The sequence below is a fragment of the Pseudarthrobacter sp. NPDC058119 genome (genome assembly GCF_042884655.1).
In the GTDB taxonomy this organism is placed as follows: domain Bacteria; phylum Actinomycetota; class Actinomycetes; order Actinomycetales; family Micrococcaceae; genus Arthrobacter.
Map to the genome: position 1 here is coordinate 514,654 of NZ_JBHVTN010000002.1, position 15,861 is coordinate 530,514.

General features: G+C 67.0%; 16 protein-coding genes. 15 read left to right on the forward strand and 1 reads right to left on the reverse strand.

What is annotated here, in order from left to right; translation table 11 throughout:
* Genes ACFVTD_RS07310 through ACFVTD_RS07330 form a run of 5 tightly spaced genes read left to right on the forward strand, consistent with a single transcriptional unit; the run spans position 1 to position 4,147 of the window.
* A complete protein-coding gene (locus ACFVTD_RS07310) occupies positions 1-1,164 on the forward strand; it encodes an acyl-CoA dehydrogenase family protein (protein ID WP_387560246.1) in 1,164 nt (387 codons plus the stop codon).
* Positions 1,165-1,211: 47 nt separating this feature from the next.
* Complete coding sequence (locus ACFVTD_RS07315; protein WP_387560526.1) at positions 1,212-1,976, forward strand: CoA transferase subunit A; 765 nt, start codon at positions 1,212-1,214, stop codon at positions 1,974-1,976.
* A complete protein-coding gene (locus ACFVTD_RS07320; RefSeq protein WP_387560248.1) occupies positions 1,973-2,755 on the forward strand; it encodes a CoA transferase subunit B in 783 nt (260 codons plus the stop codon). Before ACFVTD_RS07315 ends, ACFVTD_RS07320 begins: the two co-directional genes overlap by 4 nt.
* Positions 2,752-3,303, forward strand: coding sequence for a MaoC family dehydratase (locus tag ACFVTD_RS07325; protein WP_387560251.1), 552 nt, complete (start codon positions 2,752-2,754; stop codon positions 3,301-3,303). The genes ACFVTD_RS07320 and ACFVTD_RS07325 overlap by 4 nt, the downstream gene beginning before the upstream one ends.
* A gap of 4 nt (positions 3,304-3,307) precedes the next feature.
* Entirely contained in the window at positions 3,308-4,147 is an 840-nt protein-coding gene (locus ACFVTD_RS07330) for an HpcH/HpaI aldolase/citrate lyase family protein (protein WP_387560254.1), read from the forward strand.
* Here the strand turns inward: ACFVTD_RS07330 and ACFVTD_RS07335 are convergent, their stop codons facing one another.
* The gene (locus ACFVTD_RS07335) at positions 4,148-5,617 is read right to left on the reverse strand and encodes a lipase maturation factor family protein (RefSeq protein ID WP_387560257.1); all 1,470 of its coding nucleotides are present in this window, start codon (positions 5,615-5,617) and stop codon (positions 4,148-4,150) included.
* 126 nt (positions 5,618-5,743) lie between these two features.
* Between ACFVTD_RS07335 and dxr the strand changes: the two genes are divergently transcribed.
* From dxr to ACFVTD_RS07385, 10 genes are all read left to right on the forward strand, one after another.
* Positions 5,744-6,928, forward strand: coding sequence for a 1-deoxy-D-xylulose-5-phosphate reductoisomerase (dxr, locus tag ACFVTD_RS07340; protein ID WP_387560260.1), 1,185 nt, complete (start codon positions 5,744-5,746; stop codon positions 6,926-6,928).
* 17 nt (positions 6,929-6,945) lie between these two features.
* A complete protein-coding gene (locus ACFVTD_RS07345; protein WP_387560263.1) occupies positions 6,946-8,277 on the forward strand; it encodes a M50 family metallopeptidase in 1,332 nt (443 codons plus the stop codon).
* A 77-nt stretch (positions 8,278-8,354) separates the two neighbouring features.
* Positions 8,355-9,110: a MarR family transcriptional regulator gene (locus tag ACFVTD_RS07350; protein ID WP_387560266.1), complete on the forward strand. Its 756-nt coding sequence runs from the start codon at positions 8,355-8,357 to the stop codon at positions 9,108-9,110.
* Positions 9,107-9,634: a hypothetical protein gene (locus ACFVTD_RS07355; protein WP_387560269.1), complete on the forward strand. Its 528-nt coding sequence runs from the start codon at positions 9,107-9,109 to the stop codon at positions 9,632-9,634. Before ACFVTD_RS07350 ends, ACFVTD_RS07355 begins: the two co-directional genes overlap by 4 nt.
* Before the next feature lie 97 nt (positions 9,635-9,731).
* Positions 9,732-10,025 (forward strand): YciI family protein, encoded by a 294-nt coding sequence (locus ACFVTD_RS07360; protein ID WP_387560272.1) that lies wholly within the window; start codon positions 9,732-9,734, stop codon positions 10,023-10,025.
* Positions 10,026-10,059: 34 nt separating this feature from the next.
* Positions 10,060-11,226, forward strand: a complete 1,167-nt coding sequence (ispG, locus tag ACFVTD_RS07365) for a flavodoxin-dependent (E)-4-hydroxy-3-methylbut-2-enyl-diphosphate synthase (RefSeq protein ID WP_141161002.1) — start codon at positions 10,060-10,062, stop codon at positions 11,224-11,226.
* Positions 11,189-12,079, forward strand: coding sequence for a GNAT family N-acetyltransferase (locus ACFVTD_RS07370; RefSeq protein ID WP_387560529.1), 891 nt, complete (start codon positions 11,189-11,191; stop codon positions 12,077-12,079). The genes ispG and ACFVTD_RS07370 overlap by 38 nt, the downstream gene beginning before the upstream one ends.
* A gap of 39 nt (positions 12,080-12,118) precedes the next feature.
* On the forward strand, positions 12,119-12,883 hold the full coding sequence (locus ACFVTD_RS07375) for a hypothetical protein (RefSeq protein WP_387560276.1): 765 nt from the start codon (positions 12,119-12,121) through the stop codon (positions 12,881-12,883).
* A 372-nt stretch (positions 12,884-13,255) separates the two neighbouring features.
* On the forward strand, positions 13,256-15,067 hold the full coding sequence (locus ACFVTD_RS07380) for a proline--tRNA ligase (protein WP_387560279.1): 1,812 nt from the start codon (positions 13,256-13,258) through the stop codon (positions 15,065-15,067).
* Positions 15,064-15,858, forward strand: a complete 795-nt coding sequence (locus tag ACFVTD_RS07385) for a sulfite exporter TauE/SafE family protein (RefSeq protein WP_387560281.1) — start codon at positions 15,064-15,066, stop codon at positions 15,856-15,858. Before ACFVTD_RS07380 ends, ACFVTD_RS07385 begins: the two co-directional genes overlap by 4 nt.
* The last annotated feature ends 3 nt before the right edge of the window (positions 15,859-15,861 follow it).

Here is a 15,861-nt window from a genome sequence, read left to right on the forward strand (position 1 = left end):
ATGACCGGTTTTGAACTCACCGAGGAATACCAGGACCTCAGCGACACCGTCCGCGACTTCGCGGACAACGTGGTGGCCCCGGTGTCCGCCAAGCACGACGAAGAGCACAGCTTCCCCTATGAAGTGGTGAAGCAGATGGCGGAGATGGGCCTGTTCGGGCTGCCGTTCCCGGAGGAATACGGCGGAATGGGCGGGGACTACTTCGCCCTGGCGCTCGCACTGGAACAGCTCGGCCGGGTGGACCAGTCCGTGGCCATCACCCTGGAGGCCGGGGTGTCCCTGGGCGCCATGCCGGTGTACCGGTTCGGCACGGACGCGCAGAAAGAGGAGTGGCTGCCCATGCTGGCGTCCGGCCAGGCGCTCGCCGGGTTCGGACTCACCGAGCCGGAAGCCGGCTCAGACGCCGGCGGCACCAAGACCCATGCCAGGCGCGAGGACGGCCAGTGGGTGATCAACGGCAACAAGGAGTTCATCACCAACTCCGGAACCGACATCACCCGGCTGGTCACCGTCACCGCCGTCACCGGCCAGCAGGAACGCCCGGAGGGCAGCATCAAGAAGGACATCTCCACCATCCTGGTGCCCACGGACACCCCCGGCTTCAAGGCGGAGAAGCCCTACAACAAGGTGGGCTGGAACGCCTCGGACACCCACCCCCTCACCCTGAAGGACGTCCGGGTGCCGGAGGAAAACCTGCTGGGGACCGAGGGGCGCGGCTACGCCAACTTCCTGTCCATCCTGGACGAAGGTCGGATTGCCATCGCCGCCCTGGCCACCGGTGCCGCGCAGGGCTGCGTTGACCAGTCCGTCAGGTACGCCCGCGAGCGACGGGCCTTCGGCCACGAAATCGGCAAATACCAGGCCATCTCCTTCAAGATCGCCCGGATGGAGGCCCGGGCCCACACGGCACGGCTGGCCTACTACGACGCGGCCGCCCGGATGCTCGCCGGCAAGCCGTTCAAGACCCAGGCGGCCATCGCTAAGATGGTCGCAGGCGAAGCGGCCATGGACAATGCGCGGGATGCCACCCAGGTATTCGGCGGCTATGGCTTCATCAACGAGTTCACCGTGGCGCGCCACTACCGCGACTCCAAGATCCTTGAAGTGGGGGAGGGCACCACGGAGGTCCAGCTGATGCTGATCGCCCGCGAACTGGGGCTGTAGCCCCTGCGTTCGCCGCAGGGACGTATGCCGGCCTGAAAGGATCAATGATGATTGACAAGGTTGTTGCCAGCGCTGACGAAGCCGTAGCGGACATCCCCGATGGCGCCTCGCTGGCGGTGGGCGGATTCGGGCTCTGCGGGATCCCCGTGGCCCTGATCGACGCGCTGCACCGGGCAGGCACCACGGACCTGGAAACCGTCAGCAACAACTGCGGCGTGGATGACTGGGGGCTCGGCATCCTGCTCCGCGATGGCCGCATCCGGCGCACCATCAGCTCCTACGTCGGCGAGAACAAGGAGTTCGCCCGCCAGTACCTGGCCGGCGAGCTGGAGGTGGTGCTCACCCCGCAGGGCACGCTGGCCGAGAAACTGCGGGCCGGCGGGGCGGGGATCCCGGCGTTCTATACCAAGGCGGGGGTTGGCACGCAGGTTTCCGACGGCGGCCTGCCGCAGAAGTACGACGCCCACGGAGGGATCGCGGTCGCCTCAGCAGCGAAGGAAGTGCGCTCCTTCGGGGGAGTGGACTATGTCCTGGAGGAGTCGCTCACACCGGACTTCGGGTTGGTGCATGCGTGGAAGGGCGACCGGCACGGCAACCTGGTCTTCCATGCCACCGCCATGAACTTCAACCCGCTGTGTGCCATGGCAGGGCGCATCACCATCGCCGAGGTGGAGGAACTCGTGGAGCCCGGCGAACTGGACCCCGAACACATCCACACCCCCGGCATCTTCGTCCAGCGGGTGGTCCTGGCCCGGGACGGGGAAAAACGGATCGAAAAGCGGACGGTGGCACTCAACCAGGCAGGAGCATGACCATGGATCCCAACAGCCCCGACGCCCCGCGGCCCGAAGCCGTCCGCCCGGAATACCGGCGGGCGGGTTCCCAACAGCATTCCGGTGCCGGTGATTCGACAGCGGGCGCCGAAACGAAAGGCTGGACGCGGAACGAGCTGGCCGCCCGGGTGGCCAAGGAACTCCGCAACGGCCAGTACGTGAACCTGGGGATCGGAATGCCCACCCTGATCCCCAACTACATTCCGGACGGGGTGGAGGTGGTGCTGCACTCCGAGAACGGCATCCTGGGCGTCGGCCCCTACCCGTCAGAGGACGCGATCGACCCCGACCTGATCAATGCCGGCAAGGAGACCGTGACCGTCAACAGGGGAGCGGCGTTCTTCGACTCAGCCACGTCCTTCGGCATGATCCGCGGCGGCCACGTTGACGTGGCCGTGCTCGGCGCCATGGAAGTTGCCGCCAACGGGGACCTGGCCAACTGGATGATCCCGGGAAAGATGGTCAAAGGGATGGGCGGCGCCATGGACCTGGTGTTCGGTGCCAAACGCGTGATCGTGATGATGGAACACGTCGACCGCAACGGCAAACCCAAGATCGTGAAGGAATGCTCCCTCCCGCTGACCGGGAAGGGCTGCGTCGACCGGATCATCACCGACCTGGCCGTCATCGACGTGGTGCGTGAGGGCAGCGGATCACGGCTGGTCCTGAGCGAACTGGCCCCCAACGTCTCGGTGGAGGACGTGGTGGCCGCCACCGGCGCGGACCTGTTCGAAGAAGACCGGGAACTCACCGTATGACCGGCAGCAACCCCACTTACGGCAACCACGCGGCGGCCGGCGGCCGGCAGGTCATCGAACAGCGCGGGCTGTACTTCGATGAGCTGGAGGAGGGGCTGGTCTATGCACACCGTCCGGGCAGGACGGTGACGGAAACCGACAACGTCCTGTTCAGCACCCTGACCATGAACACCCAGGCGCTGCACCTTGACGCCGCCTGGAGCGCCGGCCAGCCCTTTGGGCAGCGGCTGATGAACTCCATGTTCACCCTGGCCACCATGGTGGGCCAGTCCGTCACCCAGCTGACCCAAGGGACCATCATCGCCCAGCTCGGACTGACGGACGTTTCCTTCCCGCACCCGCTGTACCACGGGGACACGCTGTACACGGAGACGGCCATCACCGGCAGGAGGCTCTCGGCCTCGCGCCCCGGCCAGGGCATCGTGACCATGGAGCACACCGGCCGGAACCAGGACGGCGCCGTGGTGGCACGGGCCACCCGCAGCTGCCTGATGTGGACCCGGGAGGCGCATCAAAACGCGCAGAACAGCCAAAACGTCGGAGAATAGCCTTATGACCTTTGTGATGGGCCCCGCCCTGCTCTTCTGCCCCGCCGACCGTCCCGAGCGCTACCAAAAGGCCGCAGCCCGCGCGGATGCCGTCATCCTGGACCTCGAAGACGCCGTGGCTCCGGCGGACAAGCAGCGGGCGCGCGGCGCCATCCTGGCCCAACTGGGAACCACGGGCGTGGAACCCGAGCTTGAGCCCAGCTGCACCATCGTCAGGGTGAACCCCGTCGGCACCGAGGACTTCGAAAAAGACCTGCACTGCCTGGCGCACACGCCCTACCGCACCGTGATGCTGGCCAAGGCGGAGTCGGCCGACCAGCTCAAGGCGCTGGAGGGCTACCAGGTGATTGCGCTGTGCGAAACGGCCGTGGGCGTGCTCAACGCCGCTGCCATCGCCGCGGCCCCCAACGTGGTGGGCCTCATGTGGGGGGCCGAAGACCTGCTGGCTTCCCTGGGCGGTACGTCCAGCCGGAAGGACGACGGCGGCTACCGGGCCGTGGCCCTGCACGCCCGCTCGTCCGTGCTCCTGGCAGCGCGTGCCCACGGAAAGGAAGCAGTGGACGCCGTGTACACCAACATCCCCGACCTCGACGGGCTGGCCGCCGAAGCGGCCGACGCCGTTGCCTCCGGCTTCAGCTCCAAGGCCTGCATCCATCCCAGCCAGGCATCCGTGGTGCGGAAAGCCTATGCGCCCTCGGCCGATGAGGTGACCGCAGCCACTGCCCTGCTGGACGCCGCAGCGTCGGCGGGCTCCGGAGTCTTCAAGTACCAGGGCAAAATGATCGACGGACCCATCCTCAAACACGCCCAGGAGATCGTCCGCCGCTCCGCCGTGGAGGCATAGCTACCGCTGCCGGCCCTCCGGCCGCCGCAGGGCCGTGGCCGGGATTGGCTCGGACAGCAGCGTCCGCACCCAGCGGTTCCCCGTTTCCCGGAACTCCCTCCGGCCGGCGAAACGGTAATGGAAGCTGCGCACGCGCACCCAGCGTGGCGCGGCGCCGTCGAACGGGTCCTTCCGCAGCAGCCGCAGCATCTGCCGGTCAGCTGCCAGCAGCTTGCGCAGGAAGGCGTAGAACCATTCCTCGTGCACGGTCCGCAGCGGCAGGAACCACATCAGCCAGTCCAGCCGCAGGTGATAGGGGGCCCACTGCCGCGGGATCCGGCGGACGTCCCCCGGCTTGCCCTTGAAGCCGTACTCCCGCCAGTCCGAACCGTCGCCGGGGTCCTCATCCAGGGTGCCCTCCACCACGATCTCGATGCGCTGTTTGGTCACCGTGCCGAACGCCCCGTACGCATTGACCAGCTGCCACCGGTTGAAGCTGGCGTTCATCAGCTGCCGGCGGGAGAAGAGGTTCCGCAGCGGCCAGTAGCTCAGCACCAGCAGCAGGACCGACGCCGCCAGGGTAAGGGCCAGCCACCACAGCGGGGTTGCCGGCCGGGCACCCGCAGCGGCACTCCAGTCCGCGGGGACGGCGGGCATCACGGCATGGGCTACGGGGTCGCTGACCGCAGCGAACGCCAGCACGATCGCCATCCAGTTCAGCCAGGCGAAGTTGCCGCTGGCCACCAGCCACAGCTGCGTCACCACCACCACCCCCGCCGCGACACCTGCCACCGGCTGGGGTGCGAACAGCAGGAACGGCACAACCAGCTGGGCGATGTGGTTGCCCACCACCTCCATCCGGTGCAGCGGCTTGGGCAGCAGATGCGCCTGCCGGCTCAGCGGCCCCGGCATGGGCTGTGTTTCGTGGTGGTAGTAAAGGGCGGTCAGGTCGCGCCACTCCCTGCCGCCGCGGATCTTGATCATCCCTGCGCCGAACTCCAGCCGGAACACCAGCCACACGATCAGGATCAGGATGGTCCGGGGCGGCTCCGTCTGGTTGGAACCCAGGAAGCCAACGGTAAAGCCCGCCTCCAGGAGCAGCATTTCCCAGCCGAACCCGTAAAAGGTCTGCCCCACGTTCACGATGGACATATACAGCAGCCACAGGGCCAGGAACGCAAGCAGCGGCACCCACGGCGGGCCCAGCTGAGGGACCCCGGCCACCAGCAGCGCCGACACCGCCAGGCCGGCGGCGCATACAGCGCGCAGGAGCCCGTCAGAGTACCGCCAACGGAACAGCGTTGGGCGCCGCAGACGGCTGAACCCGGCCAGGAACCTCGGCACCGGCAGCAGCCCCTGCTCGCCGAGCAGGGCAGGAAACTGGTTCGAGGTGGACAGGAACGCCACGAAATAGAGCGCCGCGACACCCCGTTGCAGCACCTGCCGGGCGAATTGGTACTCCGGCGCATCAAACCACGACAGCCAGTCCACGCCTTCCACGTTACGCGCGGCCCCCGGCCGGTCAAGGGTCCAACAGCAGGTCAGGACCGGGTGGGTACTCCCGTGCCCCCACTGGCCGGGGCACGGAGGCCGTGGAGGGTGCGGGATACTTAATGGATGCAGCCACGCAGAATCGTCCTCCTCGGATCCACCGGTTCCATCGGCACCCAGGCGATTGACGTCGTCGACGGCGCCCCCCACCTGTTCGAGGTGGTGGCCCTCAGTGCCGGGGGCGGCAACCTGGAGCTCCTGGCGCAGCAGGCGGTCCACACCGGCGCCGCTGCGGTGGGGATCGCCGGCGGGGATCCTGCCCGTCTGGCGGCGCTGATCAGCGAGGCAGCTGCTGCGGCCGGCCGGCAGGGGTACCGGCCGGAGATCGTGGCAGGCCCGGACGCCTCCGCCCGCATCGCGGCGATGGAAGCGGATGTGGTGCTCAACGGCATCACCGGATCGATCGGACTGGCCCCCACGCTCGCGGCCCTCAAGTCCGGAGCCACGCTGGCCCTTGCCAACAAGGAATCCCTGATCGTGGGTGGCAGCCTGGTCAAGGCAGCGGCCCATGAAGGCCAGATTGTCCCGGTGGATTCAGAGCACTCGGCCATCGCCCAGTGCCTGCGCTCCGGCACAGCCGAGGAGGTGGACAGGCTCATCCTCACCGCATCGGGGGGACCGTTCCGGGGCAAAAGCCGGGCGGAACTCCACGCCGTCACCCCGCAGGAGGCCCTGGCCCACCCCACCTGGGACATGGGAGTCATGGTCACCACCAACTCCGCCACGCTGGTGAACAAGGGCCTGGAAGTCATCGAGGCCCACCTGTTGTTCGATATTCCGCTGGACCGGATCGACGTTGTGGTACACCCCCAGTCCGTGGTCCACTCCATGGTCCAGTTCGTGGACGGCTCCACCATCGCCCAGGCTTCCCCGCCGGACATGCGCCTGCCCATCGCGCTCGGGCTCGGCTGGCCCGCCCGTGTGCCCAAGGCAGCCAGCCCCTGCGACTGGACCCAGGCCGCCACATGGACTTTCGAACCGCTGGACACCGAAGCCTTCCCCGCCGTCGGGCTGGCCAAGGACGCCGCCAAGCAGGGGAGCACCTATCCGGCTGTCTTCAATGCGGCCAACGAGGAAGCGGTCACGGCGTTCCATGCCGGCCGGATCCGCTTCACCGACATCGTCGATACCGTGGACAGCGTGCTCAGCGAACACTCAGGTTCCTCCGGGCTGACGGTGGATTCGGTGCTGGATGCTGAGAGCTGGGCACGCGCCCGCGCCCATGAACGTTTAGCAGTCAGCAGTCTCTAGGAAGCAGCAGCACCTCCATGACCCCTGTCCTACTTTTCATCCTCGGCGTCGTCTTCGTCGCCCTTGGCATCGCCGTGTCCATCGCGCTCCATGAAGTGGGGCACCTGGTCCCCGCAAAGCTCTTCAAGGTCCGCGTCACGAAGTACATGATCGGGTTCGGGCCGACCCTCTGGTCGCGCCGGAAGGGCGAGACCGAATACGGCGTGAAGGCCGTGCCGCTGGGCGGCTACGTCTCCATGATCGGCATGTACCCGCCCAACAAGGAGGACGGCTCAGTCCGGCCCTCCAGCACCGGCATGTTCCAGACTTTGGCCACCGAGGCACGATCCATGGCCCACGAGGAAGTGGGGCCGGGCGACGAAAACCGGGTCTTCTACCGGCTGCCCGTCTGGAAGAAGGTCATCGTGATGCTGGGCGGCCCGGCCATGAACATGATCCTGGGCGTGCTGCTCACCGCCGTGCTGCTGATGGGTTTTGGTGTTGCGACGGCCACCACCACCATTTCCGACGTGTCCAAATGCCAGGTGGCGGCGGGACAAACCGTAGATCCCGACTCCGCCGACTGCCAGCTGACCCCCGCCGCCGCGGCAGGCCTGAAGCCCAATGACACCATTACCTCCTTCGACGGGAAGCCCGTCACCCGGTGGGACCAGTTGACGGAGTGGATCCGTGCGTCCGCCGGCAAGGAGGTGGCCATCACCGTGCGGCGGGACGGCCAAACGGTGTCCACCACTGTGACGCCGGTACTGTCGGCCCGGCCGGTGATCGGAAGCGATGGCCGCCAGGCCACCGACGCCGCCGGCAACCTCCAGTACCAGGACGTCGGATTCCTTGGCATCGGTGCGCAGACCGCCCTGGTGCCGCAGCCGGCGTCGTCCGTCCTGCCCATGGCGGGGGAGAACATACGCCAGGTGGCCGGAGTGGTCCTCAACCTGCCGGCCCGCGTAGTGGGAGTGGCCAAGGCTGCGTTCAGCGAAGAGCCGCGCGATCCCAACGGCCCCATCAGCGTGGTGGGTGTCGGCCGGGTGGCCGGCGAGGTGGCAGCCATGGAGGCTGTTCCGATGCAGTCCCGGGTGGCAACCCTCGTCGGCCTGCTGGCCGGTTTGAACTTCGCACTCGCCGTGTTCAACCTCGTCCCGCTCCTGCCGCTGGATGGCGGCCACGTTGCAGGCGCCCTGTATGAGGGCGCCCGGCGGAGGGTGGCAAAGCTGCGCGGACGGCCGGACCCGGGGGCGTTCGACATTGCCAAACTGCTTCCCGTCACCTACGTGGTCGCAGCCCTGTTGATGGGCATGAGTGCCTTGTTGATCTACGCCGACATCGTCAAGCCGGTCAACCTGTTCGGCTGATCGCCTCTTCCCGGTTGACTGCGGGAAATCAGCCAAATTTGATTGATTGTCTAGTATCAACCGTCTATGGTTGAGGCATGTTCGTCATGACCATCGACCAGCGGGGAAGCACCGGAGACCAGGACCGCGTGCCGGCCTTGCTCGACCAGCTGGAACGCCTTGGACTGCCGGGACCGGACAAGCCCATCTTCGACCGCTCCGTGGGGGATGAGGTCCAAGGCGTCGTCCGGGATGCGGCCGCCGTGGTGGAGATAGCCCTGCACGCGCTCCGCGGCGGACACTGGTACGTCGGAATCGGCGTCGGAACTGTTGTCCTGGCACCCCATGCCAGCCCCCGCGAAGGCACCGGAACGGCCTTTGTTGCCGCCCGCCGGGCGGTAGAGCTCGCCAAAGCAGCCGGATCCCAGGTGCCGCTGTCGGTGATGCCCGGCATGATGGCTGGGGAAGCGGCCAGGGGCGCCGCCGGGGAAGGGGTGCAGGCATGCGCCAATGCGGAAGCGGTGCTCAGGCTGCTCGGCAGGCTCGTCCAGGACCGCACGGAAGCCCAGTGGCGGGTAGTGGACGCCCTGCGCCGAGTGGGCACCCCCGGCCAGGGGCAGGGCCGGCACGGAAGCCAGAAGCACGTGGCGAGTGAACTCGGAATCTCGGAGCAATCGGTGAGCCGAACCGTGATCCGCTCCGGGTGGCAGGAAGAATGGGCAGCCAGGCCTGCCGCGTCCATGCTCCTGGGGTTTGCCGACTCCCAAGTCGGCCAGTCCCCGCAGGACGCGCCGGGCCGGAAGGACGCCCCGGCCGGCCAGGAGCCGGTGGACCGGACTGAAGGAGACAGGTGACCGCACTGTGGGTGGCAGTGGCCTTGGTGGTGGCGGGTTTCGCCGGCTGGCCGGTGACTGCGCTGGTCTTCAGGCTCGCCCGGACCATCGATGACAAGGCTGATGCCGCCAAGGCCGCGGAGGAAGCCCGAACGGCGGAGGAGGACCCCTCGGCTGACGCCACCTCGGACCTTATCCCGGACGCCGGAAGCGGAGGCGGCGGCCAGGCTGTGGACAACGAGCTGACCACCCCTCCCGGCCGTACGCCGTCGAACGCCCCCGCAGCCGGTCCCGCCGCACCCAGCCAACGCATCCTGCGCGGCGGGGCCATCATCGGCGTCCTGGAGCGGCTGGGGGTGTGCCTGGCCATCCTTACCGGCCAGCCCGTGGCCATCGCCTACATCGTTGCCATCAAGGGCCTGGGCAGGTTTGCCGAACTGAAGGAGACGCCGGTCGCTGCTGAGCGTTTCATTATTGGGACCCTCACTTCCATGCTCTGGGCGGCCGGCACCGCTGCCGCGGTCAAAGTCCTCTTCCTGCACTGACCGCAGCCCCGGAGCAGGCGTATGCGCCGCTCCGGCACGTCCTCCGGTATTGGGGATTGGGACGGTACCAGGCCTGCCATGGCGATAGGGTAGCGGTATGACAGTTTTTGCCGTTGAGTACGTTTATGCCGCCAATTCCACCGAAACCCGCAACGAGGTCCGCCCCGCGCACCGGGAATGGACAGGCGGACTGGCGCAGGACAGCGTCATCGTGGCCAGCGGACCCTACGGCGACGGCGCGGGTGCCCTGCTGATCTTCAAGGCATCAGACGAAGCCGCCCTCAACTCGATCCTCAAGCAGGATCCTTTCGCCGAAGCCGGTGTTATTGCCGGAACCCGCATCACCGAATGGTCACCGGTAACCGGCATGCTGGCCGGGATCGCCGCGTAGCCGCTTTTCTACCCTTTCAACTCAAGGAGTCCACGTGACCTCGGTCAGCCTGGGAATGCCGTCAGCACCGCCGCCCGTCCTTGCCCCCCGCCGCAAGACGCGCCAAATCAAAGTCGGCTCGGTAGGCGTCGGATCTGATTTCCCCATCAGCGTGCAGTCCATGACCACCACGCCCACCACGGACATCAACGCCACCCTGCAGCAAATCGCCGAACTCACGGCGTCCGGCTGCGACATTGTGCGCGTGGCCTGCCCGTCCGCCGACGATGCCGAGGCGCTGCCCATCATCGCCCGGAAATCCCAGATCCCTGTCATCGCCGACATCCACTTCCAGCCGAAGTACGTCTTCGCGGCCATCGAGGCCGGATGCGCGGCAGTGCGGGTGAACCCCGGAAACATCCGCAAGTTCGATGACCAGGTCAAGGAGATCGCCGCCGCGGCCAAGGACCACGGCACCTCCATCCGCATCGGGGTCAACGCAGGTTCCCTGGAGCCGGGAATCCTCAAGAAGTACGGCAAGGCCACTCCGGAGGCCCTGGTTGAATCGGCGGTCTGGGAGGCCTCGCTCTTCGAGGAGCACGGCTTCCACGACTTCAAGATCTCCGTGAAGCACAACGACCCCGTGGTGATGGTGGCCGCCTACGAAATGCTCGCCGAAAAGGGCGACTGGCCCCTGCACCTGGGCGTCACCGAAGCCGGGCCTGCCTTCCAGGGCACCATCAAGTCCGCCACCGCGTTCGGGGCACTTCTCTCCCGTGGCATCGGCGACACCATCCGGGTGTCCCTCTCCGCGCCGCCGGTGGAGGAAATCAAGGTAGGCAACCAGATCCTCCAGTCGCTGAACCTGCGGCCCCGCAAGCTTGAAATCGTGTCCTGCCCGTCCTGCGGCCGCGCCCAGGTGGACGTGTACACCCTGGCCGAGCAGGTCACCGCCGGGCTGGAGGGAATGGAGATCCCGTTGCGCGTGGCGGTCATGGGCTGCGTCGTGAACGGACCCGGAGAGGCACGCGAGGCTGACCTCGGCGTCGCCTCAGGCAACGGCAAGGGGCAGATCTTCGTTAAGGGCGAGGTCATCAAGACTGTTCCCGAGAGCGCAATTGTTGAGACACTGATCGAAGAGGCTATGCGTATCGCGGAAGAGATGGGGGAGGCCGATGGCGAAGATGCTGTCAAAGGTAGCCCCGTGGTTAGCGTCTCGTAGGGACGCGGCAGACCCCGCGGGGCTTTCTGTCCGTACCCTTGACGGCCAGGACACCCCCGCGCTGACATTGCTGGCCCAGCGGGATCCGGTTACCAACGTGTTCATCCTGGCGCACCTGCGCGCCACGGAGACCGCGGCGCCCACCAGCGGTGGGGCCGGGGTCATTGGGGTTTTCGACGACGGCGTCCTCACCGGCGCCTGCTGGGCCGGAGCCAACCTGGTTCCGGTCCAGCTCGATCCCCAGCTGGCTCCGTTGGTGGCGGAGGCCGCCAACAGTTCCGGGCGCCGGTATGCGTCCGCTTTTGGGCCCGCCGACGCGGTGCTCGCACTCCATGCCCAGCTCGCGGAGCTGGGCCACCGGGCCCACGAGGTCCGTGCCGACCAGCCCCTGATGGTTATTGAAGGGCCGGCATTGGTACAGCCCAACCCCGGACTGGCCTTGGGAAACCTCGCCGACTTCGACCGCATCCTGCCGGCGTGCGCCGCCATGTTCGAGGAAGAGGTGGGCTATTCGCCCTACCTGGGCGGCAGGGAGTTCTACAGCCGCCGCGTGGAGGGCCTGATCAGGCAGGGGCACTCCATGGTCCACCTCAACGACAAAGGGGACGTGGTTTTCAAGGCAGAGCTTGGGGCGGTCACGGACCACGTCACCCAAGTCCAGGGCGTGTGGATGAACCCGGTCTTCCGCGGCCAGGGGCTGAGCGCCGGCTACATGTCCGCGGTCGTGGAAAGGGCCCAGCAATTGGCCCCCGTGACCAGCCTCTATGTTAACGGATTCAACACCAGGGCGCGGTCCACCTATGAACGCGTAGGCTTCCGCCAGGTGGGCACCTTCGCTACAGTTCTCTTCTAGCCGGCGACCGCCGGGAGCAAGCAGAATATTGGGGGAAAATTGAAGACGTCGGTGCTGGGAACTTTCGCGGTTTCTGTCCTACTTGCCACGGTAGTGTCCGCCTGTGGTGGAACATCCGAACCGAAATCGGCCGGGTCCACGCCTGCGGCGCCTGCCGGCACCGCCACCGCTGTTGCCACCACCGCCACGCCAACCCCAACACCCACGCCGACAGCCAAGGCGTACACGGCCGGAGAACTCGCGGCCATCGTCGGGCAGGTGAGGGACGCCGCCGACCGGAGGCTGTCCGTCCTGCCCAGCGCGGACATCGCCACCACGCTGGAACAAACGAAGGCGCTGCTTGCCTCCATCGACGTCAAGCCGGCCGAGTGCAAGGACCTCGCCGCCGCGAGCACCGTCCCGTCCGTCGACGGCGCCGCCATGGCCGTGGGCATGAGCACCGACGCTGCCACGGGCGCCGTCACTGCGCTCTCCCTGGTGTCCGGCCTGGACCAAAGCTTCCTCACCAGGCTCAAGGGCCAGCAGGACCAGCTGGCAAAGTGCTCCTCCATGACCATGACGGCCTCAGGCATGGAGGTGGCCGTCACCGTCACGGCGCTGGAGGGAGTCGGCAGCCGGCCCGGCACCATTGCCTACCGCACCGACACCGCGTTGCCGAATGGCCAGAAGCAGTCAACGGTCACGGCGCAGGTTGTCCAGCAGGGTGTAGTGCTCACCTCGGTGGCTTCCGGCGGCGCGAGCGAGGCCGACGCCGTGCAGCGGGCGGGGGCGCTCCTCGAATCGGCGGGCGCGCTGGTCAAGTAACCACCGGTGGCTGAAGAAGAAGTGTGCGCCAACTGCAGGCAAGCGGATTCCGAAAAATAAAAACACTTGTCAAACGTGTGCGCGATCACATAAGTTCGATCTAGCTGCGCTGGAAGTGGGGTGGGCGGTCTCACCAGTCCTCACCAGTACTCAGGCGATAACGGCGTCGGGCCACGCCCGGATGCGATGACCAGCCCTATTGGGGGGCCAGGGGCTTTGCATTCCCGGGCGTGGCCCTACTGTTTCCCGGCGTGGCCCACGGAGGGAGCAGGCCCGCCAGTCCGTACCGTTCGTTGACTGCCGGTAGATTAGTACCCAGACGAATTGTCCGGCCCTGCTGACCCAGCACTTCCCCAGAAACGGATACCACCCGTGGTCCTAAGACTGTCCCAGCTTTTCCTGCGCACGCTGCGCGAAGACCCCGTCGATGCCGAGGTTGCCAGCCACAAACTCCTTGTCCGCGCCGGCTACATCCGCCGCGCCGCTCCCGGCATCTACACCTGGCTGCCGCTGGGGCTCAGCGTCCTGCGCAAGGTCGAGGAAATCATCCGCCAGGAAATGGCCGCTATCGGCGCCCAGGAAGTCCACTTCCCGGCCCTCCTGCCCCGGGAACCTTATGAGGCAACCAACCGCTGGACCGAGTACGGCGAAGGCCTGTTCCGGCTGCAGGACCGCAAAGGCGCAGACTACCTGCTGGCCCCCACCCACGAAGAAATGTTCACCCTCCTGGTCAAGGACCTGTACTCGTCCTACAAGGACCTGCCGCTGAGCCTCTACCAGATCCAGAACAAGTACCGCGACGAGGCGCGCCCCCGCGCGGGACTCCTCCGCGGCCGCGAGTTCATCATGAAGGATTCCTACTCCTTCGACGTGGACGACGCCGGCCTGGACGCCAGCTACGCAGCGCACCGCGCCGCCTACCTGAAGATCTTCGAACGCCTGGGGCTCGACGTTGTGCCGGTGGCCGCCACCGCCGGCGCGATGGGTGGCTCCAGAAGCGAGGAATTCCTGTTCCCCACCGAGATCGGCGAGGACACTTTCGTCCGCTCCGCGGGCGGCTACGCGGCCAACGTGGAGGCTGTGACCACGGTGGTTCCCGACCCGATCGACTTCACCAACGCCCCGGCCGCGGAAGTCCTGGACACCCCGGACACCCCCACCATCGAGACCCTGGTTGCCGCGTCCAACCAGATCGCCCCGCGGGCAGAGGCCGACGGCGGCGCCTGGACTGCCGCTGACACGCTCAAGAACGTGGTCCTCGCCGTCACACTGCCCACCGGTGAGCGGCAAATGGTGGTCATCGGCGTCCCGGGCGACCGCGCGGTGGACCTCAAACGCGTCGAAGCGAACATCGGTGCCTTCCTGCCCATCGCGGGCGAGATTGGACTCGAACAGGCCGGCGAGGAGGACCTGAAGAAGCAGCCGCTGATCGTCAAGGGCTACCTTGGCCCGGGCCTGACCCTTGACCAGGCACTCCTCGGTTCCGAAAGCGCCACGAAGCTCCTCTACCTGGTGGACCCGCGCGTGGTCACCGGAACCGCCTGGATCACCGGCGCCAACCAGGCCGGCAAGCACGTCTTCGGCCTCGTGGCAGGCCGCGACTTCACCTGGGACGGCGTCATCGAGTGCACCGAAGTGCGCGCCGGCGATCCCTCTCCGGACGGCTCCGGCCCCCTCGAAACCGCCCGCGGCATCGAAATGGGCCACATCTTCCAGCTGGGCCGCAAGTACGCCGAAGCGCTGGACCTGAAGGTGCTGGACCAGAACGGCAAGCAGGTTGTGGTCACCATGGGTTCCTACGGCGTCGGTGTCACCCGTGCCGTGGCTGCCCTGGCTGAAGCCAACCACGACGACCGTGGACTGGTCTGGCCCCGCACCGTGGCTCCTGCCGACGTGCACGTGGTGGCCGTGGGCAGGGGTGAAGACATCTTCCAGGCAGCGGAGAAGCTCTCGGCAGACCTCGAAGCAGCAGGCCTTTCTGTCATCTACGACGACCGCCCGAAGGTCTCGCCAGGCGTAAAGTTCGGCGACGCGGAACTGGTGGGCGTCCCCACCATCCTGGCAGTGGGCCGCGGCCTGGTGGACGGCGTGGTGGAGATCAAGGACCGCCGCAGCGGTCAGGCCGAGAACATCGAGGTGGACAAGGCCGTCGACTACGTGGTCAACGCCGTCCGCAACCAGTGATCTCCGGCTTCGAGTCGATCCAGCTCACCACGATCATCCTGATCGTGGTGGCTGGATTCGCAGCCGGCTGGGTTGACGCCGTAGTAGGCGGCGGAGGACTCATCCAGCTCCCCGCGCTGCTCCTGGTTCCCGGCATCGCGCCCGTCCATGCGCTTGCCACCAACAAGATGGGCTCCATCTTCGGAACCGCAACCAGCGCCGCCACGTACTACCGCAGGGTGCGGCCGGACCTCCGGACGGCCGTCCCCATGGCCGTCATTGCCCTGGCGGGCAGCTTCGGCGGAGCCAGCCTGGCGGCCACCCTGCCGGCCGGAGTCTTCAAGCCCATCATCGTGGTGGCCCTGGTCGCCGTCGCGCTTTTCACCGCCCTGAAACCAAATGTCGGTGAGCTGACGGCGCTCCGGCACGAAGGCCACCGCCACTATGTCGTCGCCTGCCTCATCGGTGCCGTGATCGGCTTCTACGACGGACTGATCGGGCCCGGGACGGGATCCTTCCTGGTCATCGCCCTGGTGTCTGCCATGGGGTATGCCTTCCTGGAGGCGAGTGCCAAGGCAAAAATCGTCAACATGGCCACCAACGCCGGGGCACTGTTGTTCTTTGCCCCTCACGGATCCATCCTGTGGGGGATCGGCCTGCTGCTTGGCGCGGCGAACATGGCCGGCGGGTACCTGGGAGCCAGGACCGCGGTGCAGCAGGGCAGCAAGTTTGTGCGGGTGGTCTTCCTGGTGGTTGTCGCGGCATTGATCGTCAAACTCGGCTACGACGTCTGGCAGGAAAACTTCGCCTGATCC